The sequence below is a fragment of the Bradyrhizobium sp. USDA 241 genome (assembly GCF_049739505.1).
Classification (GTDB): domain Bacteria; phylum Pseudomonadota; class Alphaproteobacteria; order Rhizobiales; family Xanthobacteraceae; genus Bradyrhizobium; species Bradyrhizobium liaoningense.
The window spans coordinates 507,501-522,898 of the sequence record NZ_JBMGPZ010000004.1 but is presented as its reverse complement, the minus strand read 5'-3'; the positions used below and the strand labels follow the sequence as shown (position 1 = coordinate 522,898).

Here is a 15,398-nt window from a genome sequence, read left to right as displayed (position 1 = left end):
TGACGGCGGTCGCAAACGAGGTCGATGATGGTTGGCGTCAAGTCAGTACCTAGTCCTGCGATCAGCGCCGACGAACGGTCGCACGAGGTGGATCACCCGAGCTCGCAGGTCGCGCATTTCGGCACCGAGCAGCCGCTGCGGCTCGATTGCGGCGTCGATCTCACCCCGTTCCAGATCGCCTACCAGACCTATGGCGAGCTCAACGCCGATCGCTCCAACGCCGTTCTGATCTGCCATGCGCTGACCGGCGACCAGCACGTCGCCAATGTGCATCCCGTCACCGGCAAGCCCGGCTGGTGGGAGACGCTGGTCGGCCCCGGCCGGCCCATCGATCCCAAGCACTACTTCATCATCTGCTCCAACGTGATCGGCGGCTGCATGGGCTCGACCGGGCCGGCGTCGATCAATCCTGCCACCGGCAAGGTCTGGGGCCTGGATTTCCCCGTCATCACCATCCCCGACATGGTGCGCGCGCAGGCGATGCTGATCGACCGGCTCGGCATCGACACGCTGTTTGCCGTCGTTGGCGGCTCGATGGGCGGCATGCAGGTGCTGCAATGGACCTCGGCCTATCCTGCCCGCGTGTTCTCCGCGCTGGCGATTGCCTGCGCGACGCGGCACTCGGCGCAGAACATCGCCTTCCACGAACTCGGGCGCCAGGCCGTGATGGCCGACCCCGATTGGCACGGCGGCGGCTATGCCGATCACGGCATCCATCCGCATCGCGGGCTCGCGGTGGCGCGGATGGCGGCGCACATCACGTATCTCTCGGACGCGGCACTGCATCGCAAGTTCGGCCGGCGCATGCAGGACCGCGAGCTGCCGACCTTCTCGTTCGACGCGGATTTCCAGGTCGAAAGCTATCTGCGTTACCAGGGCTCGTCCTTCGTCGAGCGCTTCGACGCCAACTCCTATCTCTATCTGACGCGCGCGATGGACTATTTCGACATCGCGGCCGACCATGGCGGCGTGCTGGCGAAGGCGTTTGCGGGAATCCAGACCCGCTTCTGCGTGGTCTCCTTCACCAGCGACTGGCTGTTCCCGACCTCGGAATCGCGCGCGCTGGTGCACGCGCTGAACGCGTCGAGCGCGCGGGTGTCGTTCGCGGAGATTGAAACCGATCGCGGCCACGATGCCTTCCTGCTCGACGTGCCCGAATTCTTCGACATCTCCCGCGCCTTCCTGCAATCGGCAGGCAAGGCCCGCGGGCTCACCGGCAAGGACCGCTAGCCATGTCTGTCCAGGAAGTGCTGCCGCTGGGGGGGCTTTCGTCCGCACAGTCCGGTCAGTTTCGCGCCGACCATCTGCTGGTCGCCGAGATGGTCAAGCCGGGCTCGAAGGTGCTCGACGTCGGCTGCGGCGAGGGCGACCTGCTTCAGCTGCTTGAGACCCGCGGCATCGACGGGCGCGGCATCGAGCTGTCGCGCGAGGGCGTCAACCGCTGCGTCGCCAAGGGGCTCGCGGTGGTGCAGGGCGACGCCGACACCGACCTCGTCAACTATCCCGACGACGCCTTCGACTACGTGATCCTGTCGCAGACGCTGCAGGCGACGCGGCAGCCGCGCGTGGTGCTGGAGAACCTGTTGCGCATCGGCCGCCGGGCCATCGTCTCGTTCCCGAATTTCGGCTTCTGGAAGATGCGGCTGCAGCTCCTGGTCGGCGGCCACATGCCGCGCACGGAGAACCTGCCGGCGACCTGGTACGACACCGCCAACATTCATTTCTGCACCATCAAGGATTTCGTCGAGCTCTGCGACGAGATCAACGTCAAGATGGAGCGCTCCGTCGCGCTCGATCTCTACGGCCGCCCGGTGCCGCTGAACCTGCCCTGGTGGGTGTGGAACATGTTCGGCGAACAGGCGGTGTTTCTGCTGAGCAGGGGCGAGGGGAAATAGCATCTCTCCGTCATTCCGGGGCGCGCAAAGCGCGAGCCCGGAATCCATCGTGCCACAGCGTTTGCGGCCCGATGGATTCCGGGCCTGCGCCTCTGGCGCATCCCGGAATGACGGCTAGTGCGGAGCCAGCGACCTTGAATCGCGCACCGGCCAGCGTCCGGCTTCCACCAGCGTGACGAACCGCTCCACGCTCTCGTTGAACAGCGCGGGCTCTTCGAGGTTGAGCACGTGGCCCGATTTCGGAAACATCGCGAGTCCCGCGGCCGGCAGGTGCTTCTTCAGGAACAAGCTCGGTCCGATGCAGGGATCATCCTCGTCGCCGCAGATGATCAGCGCGGGCGTTGCCACCTTCGCGATCGCGTCCGTCATCGTGTAGATCGAGGGACGTCCGCCCTGGAAGCCGCGCATCGTGCGCGCCGAACCCCTGGCGTCGTGCCGTGCCAGCGCGGCATAGAAATCGGCGTGGCCGCGCGGGTCTTTCACCAGGAAGGGAATCCGGCTCGGCGCCTCGCGCGTGACCTTTGCGACCTCGGCGGAGCCTGATGTCTCGAACTGCTCGGCATTGGCGCGGCATTGCTGGCGCCAGGAGTCCAGATTTTCGATCTCCGAGCCGGAGCCGACGCCGGCGAGCGTCATCGACAACGCGCGCTGCGGGGCGTTGAGCCCGATCTGGAGCGATGAGATCGACAGCCCCACGAGATGCGCGCGCTCGATCCCGAGATGGTCGAGCACCGCGAGCGCATCGGTGTAGAAATGCGTGTAGGTGTAGACTTCCCCATCAGGTACGTCCGAAGGCGTGTAGCCGCGCGCCGAATAGGCGATGCAGCGATGGCCGCGCGAGAAGTAGCGCATCTGCGGCTCCCAATTGGTGTAGTCGGCCGCGAACTCGTGCAGAAAAAGTATCGGCGTTCCCTGACCCGCCTCTTCGAAATAGATGCGGACGTCGTCCCTGGTCGTGGCGTGGGGCATTAACCGTTTCCCTCTCTTCAAGCCGCCTTTGCAGGATTGCAGTTAACGCTGTTGTCCGCAATGCGGCAGCATCGGAGCAGCACCGACACAAAATCATCGCAGCTATTCGCCGACGCGGTGTCTTTTTCTCGCCACATCGGGCGGCTTAACGGCCTGACCTATGTCGGCCACTTCACCGGCCGATCGGAAAGTAGGGGTGTAACGAAGGATGAAGAATGGTTGAGTTGTTTGCGTCTCGCCTGTCGCGTTGTGTCGTCGCGCTGGCGTTGTTCTTTTCGGCGGTCGCCGTGTTCGTTTCTCCGGCCTCGGCGCGACCCCATCATCGTCATAGCGCAGAGCGGCACGCTTACGTGCACCACGCCAGACATCATCACTACCGTCATTATCGGCACCATGCCCGCAGCTCGCGCTTCGAGCGTAGCGCGGCGCAGCTGCAGGCGAGCGGGTTCGGCAACACACAGGCGAGCTATGATCCGAACGCCAATGGCGGCGGCCTGGCCACCAACGGAATGCCGAACAACGCCATGAGCAGCGGCGGGTTCGGTGGCGGATCGGGCCTCGTGTCCGAGGCGCGGCGCTATCTCGGCGGCAATCCGACCGGGCGCGGCAGCCTGTGGTGCGCTCGTTTCATGAACATGGTGCTGCAGCACACCGGCCATCAGGGCACCGGCTCCGACATGGCTAGCTCGTTCGCGCGCTACGGCACGCGCATCTCCGGTCCGCAGGTCGGCGCCATTGCGGTGATGTCGCGCGGCCGCCGGGGCGGCCATGTCGGCATCATCACCGGCGTCGATGCGCAGGGCAATCCGATCATGATCTCCGGCAATAGCGGCAACCGCGTCCGCGAAGCGCCGGTCCCGCGCGGCAGGATCTATGCGTATGCGATGCCGAACTGAGGAGTGACGGCGCCGCAGGGTGGGCAAAGGCGCGAAGCGCCGTGCCCACCGGCGGTCCGTCGCGGTTCGCTAGCGGGAATGGTGGGCACGCTTACGCTTTGCCCACCCTACGGCAGCGTGCCTCGTCACACCAATCTCGGCTGTCCACCGCGACCGCATCGCCAATGCCGATCTCGCCACTTTGGATCACCTCGGCATAGATGCCGCAATCCATGTGGCCGAGATGGCGCGAGAGCGTGGGCGGGATTTCGAGATCGCGCTTGGCGGTTTCAGGATCGACATTGGTGGCGGGGCAGCGGACGATGCGCTTGATCACCTTCAGCCGGGCCGGCCCGACCGCGAGCGTCTGGCCTACGAGATCGAGCTCCGACCAGGCCGGCCAGCCCTTGACGTAGAGATTGGCGCGGAAGCGCAGGGGGTGCACGGCGGCGCCGCCGAGCATGGTCTCGATCGCGCGGACGCTGCCGAGATTGATGATCGAGACGACCTTGCGGGCGACGTCGGAGAAGCTGTGGTCGCGGCCGGACAGAACCTTGGGCGGGCCCTTCAACTCCGGCTGAAAGTTCTCGCTGAAATAGGCCTCGATGGCGGCGCGCCCGGCGGCGGTCTCGAGATCGCCGCTGGCGACGATTTGGCCGTCCTTGCGGATGGTCAACAGATTGGTGGCGTCGTCGAACCGGCTGTCGAGCTCGGCCAGCCGCTCATTGCGTGCGAGCATCAGAAACTGGATCTTCGGCTTCCACTCGGGCGCATCGGGGTCGAACCCGCTCGGGCCGTTCTCGATGGCGTAGCGGCGGTCGGCTGGCAGGGTCTGGCCGACCCGCAAAGCGACGCGCGACAGGTGTTCCGGCGTCAGGCCCTTGATCGGGTAGCGATAGAGGCCGGTGATCTCGGCAGTGTGGCTGGCTGTCATGCCGCTACTTAAGGGATTCGGCGCGCCAGCGCCAAGCCCGCCCAGGAGCGCACGAATTTGTGAACTCGCCTCTTTCGCATCCGCAACCCGCTTCCCACATCTGCCTCAAGCTGGCGGCAACGTCGGCAAAAACACGACCGTTCCCGCTTGAGAAACCTCAATGCGGTGAGCGGAAACCCAATGAAGATGCCGTATTGGGGTGCCTGAGAGGGCCCCAAGGGCAGGCCGAGGGACAGAAAGATGAACATCGAAAAGTATACCGAACGCTCCAGGGGCTTCATCCAGTCTGCGCAGTCGCTCGCGATGCGCGAGGGGCACCAGCAGTTTTCCACCCTGCATCTCCTGAAAGTCCTCCTGGACGACAATGAGGGGCTCGCTGCCGGCCTGATGGACCGCGCTGGCGGCAATTCCCGTGCAATCCTGAAGGCGACCGAGGACGCCCTCGGCAAGGTGCCGAAGGTTTCCGGCGGCGGCGCCGGCCAGATCTACCTCGCACCCGAGCTCGCCCGCACCTTCGATGCCGCCGAAAAGGCCGGCGAGAAGGCCGGCGACAGTTTCGTCACCGTAGAGCGGCTGCTGCTCGGCCTCACGCTGGAGAAGACCAGCGAGGCCGGCACGATCCTCAACAAGGGCGGCGTCACCCCGCAGAACCTCAATGCGGCGATCGAGGCGCTGCGCAAGGGGCGGACCGCGGATTCGGCGACCGCCGAGAACGCGTATGACGCGCTGAAGAAATATGCCCGCGACCTGACCCAGGCCGCGCGCGACGGCAAGCTCGATCCGGTGATCGGCCGCGACGAGGAGATCCGTCGTACCATCCAGGTGCTCTCGCGCCGGACCAAGAACAACCCCGTTCTGATCGGCGAGCCCGGTGTCGGCAAGACCGCGATCGCGGAAGGGTTGGCGCTGCGCATCGTCAACGGCGACGTGCCGGAGAGCCTCAAGGACAAGAAGCTGCTCTCGCTCGATCTGGGCGCACTGATCGCCGGTGCAAAATACCGCGGCGAGTTCGAGGAGCGGCTGAAGGCCGTGCTGCAGGAGGTGACGGGGAGCGAAGGCAGCTTCATCCTGTTCATCGACGAGATGCACACGCTGATCGGCGCCGGCAAGGGCGACGGCGCGATGGACGCCTCCAACCTGCTCAAGCCGGCGCTCGCCCGCGGCGAGCTGCACTGCATCGGCGCGACCACGCTCGACGAGTACCAGAAGCACGTCGAGAAGGACGCCGCGCTGGCGCGGCGCTTCCAGCCGATCTTCGTCAGCGAGCCCTCGGTCGAGGACACCATTTCGATCCTGCGCGGCCTGAAGGACAAATACGAGCAGCACCATGGCGTGCGGATCACCGATTCCGCGCTCGTCGCCGCCACGACGCTGTCCAATCGCTACATCACCGACCGCTTCCTGCCTGACAAGGCGATCGACCTCATGGACGAGGCCGCGGCGCGGCTGAAGATGCAGGTCGATTCCAAGCCGGAAGAGCTGGATTCGCTCGACCGCGAGATCATCCGGCTCAAGATCGAGCAGGAGGCGCTGAAGAAGGAAAGCGATCCCGGCTCCAAGACCCGGCTCCAGACCCTGGAGAAGGATCTTGCGGACCTCGAGGAGAAGTCTGCTGGGCTGACGGCGCGCTGGAGCGCGGAGAAGAACAAGCTCTCCGATGCGCAGAAGCTGAAGGCCGAGCTCGACGGCTTGCGTGTCGAGCTCGCCAACGCGCAGCGGCGCGGCGAATTCCAGAAGGCAGGCGAGCTGGCCTACGGCCGGATCCCGGAGCTCGAGAAGAAGCTCGCGGACATCGAGGCCAAGGAGAACTCCGGCGAGATGATGGAGGAGGCGGTCACCGCCAACCACATCGCGCAGGTGGTCTCGCGCTGGACCGGCGTGCCCGTCGACAAGATGCTGGAAGGTGAGAAGGAGAAGCTCCTCAAGATGGAGGAGCAGCTCGGCAAGCGTGTCGTCGGGCAGGCCGAGGCCGTGCGTGCGGTCGCGACCGCCGTGCGCCGCTCGCGCGCAGGGTTGCAGGACCCGAACCGGCCGACCGGCTCGTTCATGTTCCTAGGGCCCACCGGCGTCGGCAAGACCGAGCTGACCAAGGCGCTGGCGGAGTACCTGTTCAACGACGAGACCGCGATGGTCCGCCTCGACATGTCCGAATACATGGAGAAGCACTCGGTCTCGCGGCTGATCGGCGCGCCTCCGGGTTATGTCGGCTATGACGAGGGCGGTGCGCTCACCGAAGCGGTGCGGCGCCGGCCATATCAAGTCGTGCTGTTCGACGAGATCGAGAAGGCGCATCCCGACGTCTTCAACGTCCTGTTGCAGGTGCTCGACGACGGCCGCCTGACCGACGGTCAGGGCCGCACCGTCGACTTCCGCAACACGCTGATCATCATGACCTCGAATCTCGGTTCGGAGTTCTTGGTGAACCAGCCGGAGGGCGAGGACACCTCGGCCGTGCGCGAGCAGGTGATGGGAATGGTGAGGGCGCACTTCCGCCCCGAATTCCTCAACCGCGTCGACGAGATCATCCTGTTCCACCGCTTGCAGAAGAGCGAGATGGGCCGGATCGTCGAGATCCAGTTCACGCGGCTCCAGAAGCTGCTGACCGATCGCAAGATCGTGCTGACGCTCGATACTGCCGGTCGCGACTGGCTCGCTGCCAAGGGCTGGGATCCCGCCTATGGCGCAAGGCCGCTGAAGCGGGTGATCCAGCGCCACCTCCAGGACCCGCTCGCCGAGATGATCCTCGCCGGCGACGTCAAGGACGGCGACACGGTTGCGATCTCGTCCGAAGGCAACGTGCTGACCTTCAACGGCAAGGCGCCGCGAACCGCCGAGATCACCCAGTTCGAGGCGCCGGTGACGAAGCGGAAATTGAACTGAGCGCTGGCGCTCGTCGCCTGAAACGATAAGCGCCCCGGAGAGAGCAATCTCTCCGGGGCGCTTTGCTATGTCGGTTTGCGCGTTGGAGTGCGATGACGAGAGGGGCCTCACCCGGCGCGTGCGCCGACCTTTCCCGCAAGCGGGAGTGGTCAAATGGGTCCCGCATCGTCTCAACCGCCTCAAACCTGAACCCAGCCCGCTCTAACCGACAGCAGACCCGGAGCCCGGTTCGGCCGGTCCAACCTCCTCGTCGTCCTCTTCCAGCTCGGACAGGATGTCCACCAGCTCGCGCACCCGTCCCTGCGCCAGCGGGCGCAAGTCGTTGATCATGGGCTCGTCATTGGCGAGCCAGGCCTGGGCTTCGGCGAGTTCCTCGACCGTCGCGCCGGTTCCGATGATCTGGGCAATGGTGACGTCGTCGGCCCGGTCCACGGCCTTGACGACATCGTCGCGTGAGAGGCGCGTCATGGGGCGATCCTCCTGCTGGTCGGCTTCCGTCAGCTAACCGAAAATCCGCCTGCGGGTTCCGCGGCCAGGCCTTGGCCGGCGGACGCTACTTCTTCACCGCCTTGTAGATCGCGTTCTCGACGTCCGAGCTGAAGTAGATCACGCCCGTTGCACCGACCGCGACGCCAGTCGGAATGTGCGTCGGCAGGCCGCCGGGCGCGCCTGTCAGGCCGATCGGGAGGTTGGCGGCGATCTCGGTGACCCTGCCGCTGTCCGGCGCGATCTCGATCAGCCGTTTGGCGCCGACCTCGGCCACGATCAGCTGGCCGGAGGGGCCCCGTGCGATGCCTTCGGGCATTTTCAGGTCCTTGGCGACCACGGTCTTTTCGCCGTTTGTGTCGATCCGGGAGACGGCGCCGGCAAAGGCTTCGGTGACATAGATCTCACCGCCTGGTCCACCGACGAGCCCGACCGGGCCCTCGAGGTCGCCGATCAGCGTGGTGCGATCCTTGCCGTGCGCACCGCTCACCTTGACCAGCGATTTGGAGCCGAGCTCGGCCACCAGGATGCTGCCGTCGGCAAGCACCACCGCGTCATGCGGCGCCTTGAAGTCGTGCAGCATGTCGCGCGTCGCGCCGGTCTTGCCGTCGATCACCTGCACGGTGCCGGTGAACCAGCTCGACAGGACCACGTCGTTGCCCTTCGCCGTCGCGCTCATCGGATATTCGAGCGTGACGCCGGCCGCGTGCATGCGCGCCTTTTCGGTGACCTCGCCGGTCGCTCCATTCACCGTGCGATAGGCGAACACGTCGGCGACGTGGATCGTATCCTTGCCGCTCTCCGAGGTGACACCGATGCCGCCGGGCAGCGCGAGCTTGCCGATGATGATCTGCTTGGCCTGGCCGGTCGCGGGATCGACCTCCTGGATGCCGTTGTCGGCCATGTTGGAGACGTAGATGCGGTCCTTGTCGTCGATGGCGAGATTGTCCAGCGATGGCTTCAGCTGCGCGACCATGGTCTTGGCGCCCGATTTCGGATCGACCCGGACGAGCTGGCCGAGCGCGGTGTCGACCACGAAGAGATTGCCCTTGGAATCGAAGTTCACGGCGGCCGGGACCTTGAAGCCGTCGGCAACGACGGTCAGCTCGGCCTTGTCGACGTCGACCCTTGCGACCTGGCCCTTGAACCAGAGCGGACCGTAGAGCTTGTCGTCGGGACCGAACTCGAAGCCGTTGAGGCCGCCCATCTTCTCCATGATCTGGCGCGGCGGTTTGACGCCCTCGACATCGATCTCGTAGAGCGCGTCGCCGAGGAAGACGGTGGTGGCGTACAGCCTGCCGTCCTTGCGGAAGGCGAGCGAGTTGATGCCGGGAAGGCCGGAAGCAAGCTTCTTGATCGGGCCGTCGCCCTTGCGCGCATAGAGATCGCCTGCGAGGAATCCGGTCCAGGCCATGGTGCCGTCGGGCGCGAACGCGATGTCATCGGCCATTCCGACCGGTGCCGGGATTGCAACCTTGGCGCTACTGCCCGCAACCTCGTAGAGCGTCGCGCCTGCGACGCTGCCGGCAAACAGATGGCCGGCCTTGTCGACAGCGAGCCCGTGCACGCCGTGGAACGCCGAGCCCGGCACGAGCTTGGTGACTTCCCAGGCTGCCGGCAAGGTCTCAGCCGACAGGCTCGTGGCGGATAACAGCGCAGCGACCAAGGCTGCGCAGGCAAGCCTGTTGTTCATGGCGAGACCTCCCGTTTTTTGGGAAGTATTCGCTCCTCATGCCGCTTTGGCAAACAAAACTTGACGTTGTGACGCCGCAAAGCGGCCTCGCGACGACGTCGAATTCGGATCGTGTTTGGAGATGTCCGCCGGGGCGGCCGATTCCCGACTTAGCGGTTGGTGACCTGCAGCGGTCCGCCGGTGGCGTCCGACATGCGGGCGATGGCGCCGCCGCGGCCGCTCATCATGCCGTCGAGCCGGTCGCGCTCCTTCTCGAAGCTGGCCAGCATCGGGCCTTCCAGCGAACGGCCGCGCGGCAGCTTCACGCGCATCGGGTCGACGAAGCGGCCGTTGACAAGGATCTCGTAGTGGACGTGCGGGCCGGTCGACAGGCCCGACGAGCCGACGAAGCCGATCACCTGGCCCTGCCGCACCTTCTTGCCGGGCTCCATGCCCTTGGCGAAGGCCGACATATGGCCGTAGGCGGTCTCGTAGCCGTTGGCGTGCTTGATGCGGATGTACTTGCCGTAGCCGCCCTCGGGGCCGGCCTTCTCGATCATGCCGTTGCCGGAGGCGAAGATCGGCGTGCCGTAGGCGGTGGACCAGTCGACGCCGGTATGCATCTTCACGTAGCCCAGGATCGGGTGGCGGCGGCCGCCGAAGCCAGAGCGCATGATGGCGTTGTTGACGGGCTTTCTGACCAGGAACTTCTTCGCGCTCTTGCCGGTCTCGTCGTAGTAGTCGACGACGCCGTCGTCGGGGCTCTGGTAGCGGTAGTATTTCTTGGTCTCGCCGCCGACGGTGAGGGAGGCGAACAGCACCTCGTTCTTCTCGCTCGACGTCACGCCTTCGTCCTCGCCGGCGTAGAACACGTCGAAGGAATCCCCGGGCTGCACCTTGCGCTGGAAATCGACGTCGTAGGAGTAGATCTTGATCATGTCCTCGATGACGGGCATCGGGACCTTGTTGCGCATCGCCGTCTCGTAGATGCTCTGGTACAGCCGCACGCCGCTGCCGTCATCCTCGTCATCGTCTTCGCTGTTGGCGTTGGCCGCGGCGTCGGCGACGGTGTTCATGCTGGAGACGTCGACGGCGACGTATTTGCCGAGATCGGACAGCGCCGCGATCGCCTCCACCATGGTGTCGTTTGCAACCACGACGCGATAGGGCTGGAGCCGGGCGCCGGGGCTTGAGGGCGCCATCAGGATGCGGAGTTTCTCGCCTTCCTTGAGGCCGCCGTCACGGCCGCGCGGCCCGAGCGTTGCGGTGATCGCCTTGATCTCGTCAGCCGTCGCGCCGAGATCGCGCAGCACCGAGCCGACGCTGTCGCCCTTCCTGACCAGATGGACGCGCTCGCCATTGGGATTGCCTCCGGTGATCTGCTCCTTGGTCTTGGGCAGCAGCGTGACGTTCTCCGGCACCACGCGCGTCTCGAAACCGGCATAGGGATCGGAGGACGACGCCTCGGCGGCGTAGGCCATCTTGATGTCGGACGGGCCGGTCGTGCCGGAGACGTCGGCCGTGGCATTGGCGAGCGAGGCGTAGCGCACCCCGCCATTGCCGCGCCAGTTGGCGGCATCGCGGACCCGCATCAGGATGTCGTCGAGCGCCACCACCGCGGAAATCTTGGCCTTCGGCAGCACCGACGACAGATCCTTGGTGACGAAGGACACCTCCGCGTCGGGCTCGACGGCTTCCGGATTGTTGGGATCGTCGGACGCCGTCTTCGGATCGGAGCCGACATCGGTGAGCAGGCGCTGGGCGTTGAACGGCGGGATCTTCGCCGACAGGTCGCTCGTCGTCATCGAGAGGTTGCCGGCGATCCGGACGAAGGGGCGCACCCGCATCACGTCACGGTTGCCGACGCGGGCGACCGTCGAGACGCGCATGATGTTGCGCGAGGCGGTGGATTCGCTCGGCGGCGGCAGCCGGTCGCTCTTGTGCAGCGTGGCGGCGCGATCGGCGGCGCCGAACGCGCCGCGCAAGGCGCCTTCGACCCGCTCCGGCACCTTGGCGAAGGTCATCTCGCCGTCGAGCGATGCGAAAACGGCGCCGCCGATCAGGGCCGCGCCGCAGAGTCCGGTCAGAATTGTCCCGCTGAACCATTGCACCGAGACGCGGCGGCGGTCGATCACCGCGGCTTCAGAACCATCGACGGACAGCGGCGGCTCGTGGCCGAGATCGATGATCCCGGTCTCACGCCCGTAGGTGCCGCGTGACGTCCTGTGGTTCAACCCAAGTCCCCCAATCAACGACCCAAGAAAGCCCGCTTCGAACCTTGTCCCTGGCGGCCCTCTTGAACGGGGATCGCCGGAAAAGGCAAGCCGCACAGGCGCCCGCGCTCAGAAAGCCCCGGAACAGGGCTGGCCGAAATTACGAACAACTGGACGGATGAAACTCTCTCGATGTCTTTCGAACGTCGAAGGAAGGTTGCGTCATCTGCAAGATGCCTTCCCCTGACCCCATGAAAATCGCCGGCAGCCCCCATAGGCATCCCCGCGATTCAAGCTCGTCTCTTACCAGAACGCCGCGGGATTGTGGCTCAAGTACGGCGCCAAATATGGAAAAAACTTCCTCAAGAAGCCGGCGCGAGGGGCCTCCCCGGAGCGGCGCTGCAAGCCGCCTTTGGAGCCCCTCCGGAGCCCCTAGGGATGCAAACTTTTTTTCAGTTTTTTCTTCGCACGGGGCCGGCTCGCTCGCCCTGTGCCCCTCTAAGGGCCTGGAATCGTGTGATTTTTTCCGACGATCCACTGTGCGACGATTTGTTGACGATGGGCGTTGACAATCCCGATCGGTGGGGACTATAACCCCAACCACTGAGCGCGGCGCCGCCGGGTCACTGACCAAGGCGAGCGAACGCGCCACTGATGCTCCTCACCTTGTTGAGTGACACAACAATCGACACCAGTCGGTTGGAGTCATTTTTCGTCGGTAAGGGTATCGGAACCCTTCCACTCTGGAAGGTTGGGGCCTCCGCGGTCCCGGGCTGTTTGACAAGTGAAGATGAAGAAAGAGAAACGTGGACGGCGGAGTCCTTGCGGGTCTCGCTTCTGAAAAGCCTCGGCTTTTCTGATCGAGACCGGACGAAAGACTTCGGCGGTACACGTTTAAAGGTTACACCATCGTTGCCAGCGATGTGAATCGCGGGCAGCTCGTCGACTTCGGTCGGCGAAAAATGGTGGGACCTCGTCAAACGTTGTGATCAGCCGGTTCAAAGTTCAAGTCCAACTTGAGAGTTTGATCCTGGCTCAGAGCGAACGCTGGCGGCAGGCTTAACACATGCAAGTCGAGCGGGCGTAGCAATACGTCAGCGGCAGACGGGTGAGTAACGCGTGGGAACGTACCTTTTGGTTCGGAACAACACAGGGAAACTTGTGCTAATACCGGATAAGCCCTTACGGGGAAAGATTTATCGCCGAAAGATCGGCCCGCGTCTGATTAGCTAGTTGGTGAGGTAATGGCTCACCAAGGCGACGATCAGTAGCTGGTCTGAGAGGATGATCAGCCACATTGGGACTGAGACACGGCCCAAACTCCTACGGGAGGCAGCAGTGGGGAATATTGGACAATGGGGGCAACCCTGATCCAGCCATGCCGCGTGAGTGATGAAGGCCCTAGGGTTGTAAAGCTCTTTTGTGCGGGAAGATAATGACGGTACCGCAAGAATAAGCCCCGGCTAACTTCGTGCCAGCAGCCGCGGTAATACGAAGGGGGCTAGCGTTGCTCGGAATCACTGGGCGTAAAGGGTGCGTAGGCGGGTCTTTAAGTCAGGGGTGAAATCCTGGAGCTCAACTCCAGAACTGCCTTTGATACTGAAGATCTTGAGTTCGGGAGAGGTGAGTGGAACTGCGAGTGTAGAGGTGAAATTCGTAGATATTCGCAAGAACACCAGTGGCGAAGGCGGCTCACTGGCCCGATACTGACGCTGAGGCACGAAAGCGTGGGGAGCAAACAGGATTAGATACCCTGGTAGTCCACGCCGTAAACGATGAATGCCAGCCGTTAGTGGGTTTACTCACTAGTGGCGCAGCTAACGCTTTAAGCATTCCGCCTGGGGAGTACGGTCGCAAGATTAAAACTCAAAGGAATTGACGGGGGCCCGCACAAGCGGTGGAGCATGTGGTTTAATTCGACGCAACGCGCAGAACCTTACCAGCCCTTGACATGTCCAGGACCGGTCGCAGAGATGTGACCCTCTCTTCGGAGCCTGGAACACAGGTGCTGCATGGCTGTCGTCAGCTCGTGTCGTGAGATGTTGGGTTAAGTCCCGCAACGAGCGCAACCCCCGTCCTTAGTTGCTACCATTTAGTTGAGCACTCTAAGGAGACTGCCGGTGATAAGCCGCGAGGAAGGTGGGGATGACGTCAAGTCCTCATGGCCCTTACGGGCTGGGCTACACACGTGCTACAATGGCGGTGACAATGGGATGCTAAGGGGCGACCCTTCGCAAATCTCAAAAAGCCGTCTCAGTTCGGATTGGGCTCTGCAACTCGAGCCCATGAAGTTGGAATCGCTAGTAATCGTGGATCAGCACGCCACGGTGAATACGTTCCCGGGCCTTGTACACACCGCCCGTCACACCATGGGAGTTGGTTTTACCTGAAGACGGTGCGCTAACCCGCAAGGGAGGCAGCCGGCCACGGTAGGGTCAGCGACTGGGGTGAAGTCGTAACAAGGTAGCCGTAGGGGAACCTGCGGCTGGATCACCTCCTTTCTAAGGATGGTTCTTCAGAAGCTTGCTTCTATCGAACCGTTTTAGAAACATCAGTGGCCAACAGATCGCCAGATCGTTGAGCTGCATTGGCGGGATTTCGCCGTCTTCGTTTCTCTTTCTTCGCGGACGAACACGCGCTGGGGCTGCAGGCTTGCAGATCCCTGGTCCTTGACTGGATATGCGTTAGGGGCTTGTAGCTCAGTTGGTTAGAGCGCGCGCTTGATAAGCGTGAGGTCGGAAGTTCAAGTCTTCCCAGGCCCACCACTTTCATCGAGTGTGCATTCGTCTTCTGGTTACGGGGCCATAGCTCAGCTGGGAGAGCGCGTGCTTTGCAAGCATGAGGTCGTCGGTTCGATCCCGTCTGGCTCCACCAGATGGTTTGATCACCGAGATCCTGTGCCGTCGTCCGCGAAACATCACTTCGCGCTTGCTAGTCCGGATGGACAGCAAGCTGCGTGATTTCTGACATCGTAAAGAGGAGATCGATCCGAGTTGGATCGTGCGGAGAATATCCGCGCGAGACTTCATTATCTCCGGATCATTTCGGCGCTCGCGCGCCTTTCAGTGTAGCTCACAAGGCTGCGCCTGAAAGACATGTGAGTTGTGAATGATCCTTTTAGCGAAGCTTGGCCGCCTCGCTATCGGAACGATCTTACGAAGCAAGCTGGTCTTTCTAGTCAATGTCCGGTTGCAGATAGCGTTCATCGAGGGCGCGTGCCGCAAGGCAATTCTGCAGACAACATTCTGCCGAGTGTGTGGACATTGATAATGAGAGCAATCAAGTGCCTTAAGGGTGTTCGGTGGATGCCTTGGCGCTGAGAGGCGATGAAGGACGTGCTACGCTGCGATAAGCCGTGGGGAGCTGCGAAGAAGCTTTGATCCGCGGATTTCCGAATGGGGAAACCCACCTTCGATAGCCGGAACTCCAAGACCTTAGGTTTTGGGGTTTGACCAGAAATGATCGGGACCATGA

9 protein-coding genes, 2 tRNA genes and 2 rRNA genes (1 of these 13 only partly in view) are annotated in these 15,398 nt (G+C 63.5%); 8 read left to right on the top strand and 5 right to left on the bottom strand.

Going from position 1 to position 15,398, the window contains the following annotated elements:
* Positions 1-27 precede the first annotated feature (27 nt).
* Both metX and metW read left to right on the top strand, forming a co-directional pair.
* Entirely contained in the window at positions 28-1,230 is a 1,203-nt protein-coding gene (gene metX, locus ABIF91_RS12190; RefSeq protein WP_028178884.1) for a homoserine O-acetyltransferase MetX, read from the top strand.
* 2 nt (positions 1,231-1,232) lie between these two features.
* Positions 1,233-1,895: a methionine biosynthesis protein MetW gene (metW, locus tag ABIF91_RS12185; RefSeq protein ID WP_028178883.1), complete on the top strand. Its 663-nt coding sequence runs from the start codon at positions 1,233-1,235 to the stop codon at positions 1,893-1,895.
* 114 nt (positions 1,896-2,009) lie between these two features.
* Here metW and ABIF91_RS12180 read toward each other — a convergent pair whose 3' ends face one another.
* Positions 2,010-2,864 carry an alpha/beta fold hydrolase gene (locus ABIF91_RS12180; RefSeq protein WP_424579171.1) on the bottom strand — a complete coding sequence of 285 codons (855 nt, stop codon included), beginning with the start codon at positions 2,862-2,864 and terminating at the stop codon, positions 2,010-2,012.
* 215 nt (positions 2,865-3,079) lie between these two features.
* Between ABIF91_RS12180 and ABIF91_RS12175 the strand changes: the two genes are divergently transcribed.
* Positions 3,080-3,760 carry a TIGR02594 family protein gene (locus ABIF91_RS12175; RefSeq protein WP_028178881.1) on the top strand — a complete coding sequence of 227 codons (681 nt, stop codon included), beginning with the start codon at positions 3,080-3,082 and terminating at the stop codon, positions 3,758-3,760.
* 91 nt (positions 3,761-3,851) lie between these two features.
* On the opposite strand, the gene ABIF91_RS12170 is transcribed toward ABIF91_RS12175, so the two are convergent.
* Positions 3,852-4,673, bottom strand: a complete 822-nt coding sequence (locus ABIF91_RS12170; RefSeq protein ID WP_050994933.1) for an MOSC domain-containing protein — start codon at positions 4,671-4,673, stop codon at positions 3,852-3,854.
* A gap of 240 nt (positions 4,674-4,913) precedes the next feature.
* Here ABIF91_RS12170 and clpB point away from each other — a divergent pair, with 240 nt between their 5' ends.
* On the top strand, positions 4,914-7,553 hold the full coding sequence (gene clpB / locus ABIF91_RS12165) for an ATP-dependent chaperone ClpB (RefSeq protein WP_028178880.1): 2,640 nt from the start codon (positions 4,914-4,916) through the stop codon (positions 7,551-7,553).
* 201 nt (positions 7,554-7,754) lie between these two features.
* On the opposite strand, the gene ABIF91_RS12160 is transcribed toward clpB, so the two are convergent.
* The 3 genes from ABIF91_RS12160 to ABIF91_RS12150 all read right to left on the bottom strand — a co-directional run bounded on the left by ABIF91_RS12160 (position 7,755) and on the right by ABIF91_RS12150 (position 11,945).
* Positions 7,755-8,021, bottom strand: a complete 267-nt coding sequence (locus ABIF91_RS12160) for a hypothetical protein (protein ID WP_028178879.1) — start codon at positions 8,019-8,021, stop codon at positions 7,755-7,757.
* Between the two features lie 85 nt (positions 8,022-8,106).
* Entirely contained in the window at positions 8,107-9,732 is a 1,626-nt protein-coding gene (locus ABIF91_RS12155; protein WP_028178878.1) for an SMP-30/gluconolactonase/LRE family protein, read from the bottom strand.
* Positions 9,733-9,881: 149 nt separating this feature from the next.
* On the bottom strand, positions 9,882-11,945 hold the full coding sequence (locus ABIF91_RS12150) for a M23 family metallopeptidase (protein WP_028178877.1): 2,064 nt from the start codon (positions 11,943-11,945) through the stop codon (positions 9,882-9,884).
* A 991-nt stretch (positions 11,946-12,936) separates the two neighbouring features.
* Here ABIF91_RS12150 and ABIF91_RS12145 point away from each other — a divergent pair.
* The 4 genes from ABIF91_RS12145 to ABIF91_RS12130 all read left to right on the top strand — a co-directional run.
* A 16S ribosomal RNA gene (locus ABIF91_RS12145) occupies positions 12,937-14,425 on the top strand.
* 187 nt (positions 14,426-14,612) lie between these two features.
* Positions 14,613-14,689, top strand: a tRNA-Ile gene (locus ABIF91_RS12140).
* A gap of 33 nt (positions 14,690-14,722) precedes the next feature.
* Positions 14,723-14,798: transfer RNA gene (locus ABIF91_RS12135), tRNA-Ala, on the top strand.
* Between the two features lie 403 nt (positions 14,799-15,201).
* Positions 15,202-15,398: ribosomal RNA gene (locus ABIF91_RS12130) — 23S ribosomal RNA — on the top strand; it runs 2,649 nt beyond the window's last position.
* The 16S and 23S rRNA genes sit together here with 2 tRNA genes alongside, the layout of an rRNA operon.

Bases quoted from the DNA above. Each gene is read 5' to 3' on its own strand.
- metX (WP_028178884.1), top strand. From the start codon at position 28: ATGGTTGGCGTCAAGTCAGTACCTAGTCCTGCGATCAGCGCCGACGAA.
- metW (WP_028178883.1), top strand. From the start codon at position 1,233: ATGTCTGTCCAGGAAGTGCTGCCGCTGGGGGGGCTTTCGTCCGCACAG.
- ABIF91_RS12180 (WP_424579171.1), bottom strand. From the start codon at position 2,864: ATGCCCCACGCCACGACCAGGGACGACGTCCGCATCTATTTCGAAGAG.
- ABIF91_RS12175 (WP_028178881.1), top strand. From the start codon at position 3,080: ATGGTTGAGTTGTTTGCGTCTCGCCTGTCGCGTTGTGTCGTCGCGCTG.
- ABIF91_RS12170 (WP_050994933.1), bottom strand. From the start codon at position 4,673: ATGACAGCCAGCCACACTGCCGAGATCACCGGCCTCTATCGCTACCCG.
- clpB (WP_028178880.1), top strand. From the start codon at position 4,914: ATGAACATCGAAAAGTATACCGAACGCTCCAGGGGCTTCATCCAGTCT.
- ABIF91_RS12160 (WP_028178879.1), bottom strand. From the start codon at position 8,021: ATGACGCGCCTCTCACGCGACGATGTCGTCAAGGCCGTGGACCGGGCC.
- ABIF91_RS12155 (WP_028178878.1), bottom strand. From the start codon at position 9,732: ATGAACAACAGGCTTGCCTGCGCAGCCTTGGTCGCTGCGCTGTTATCC.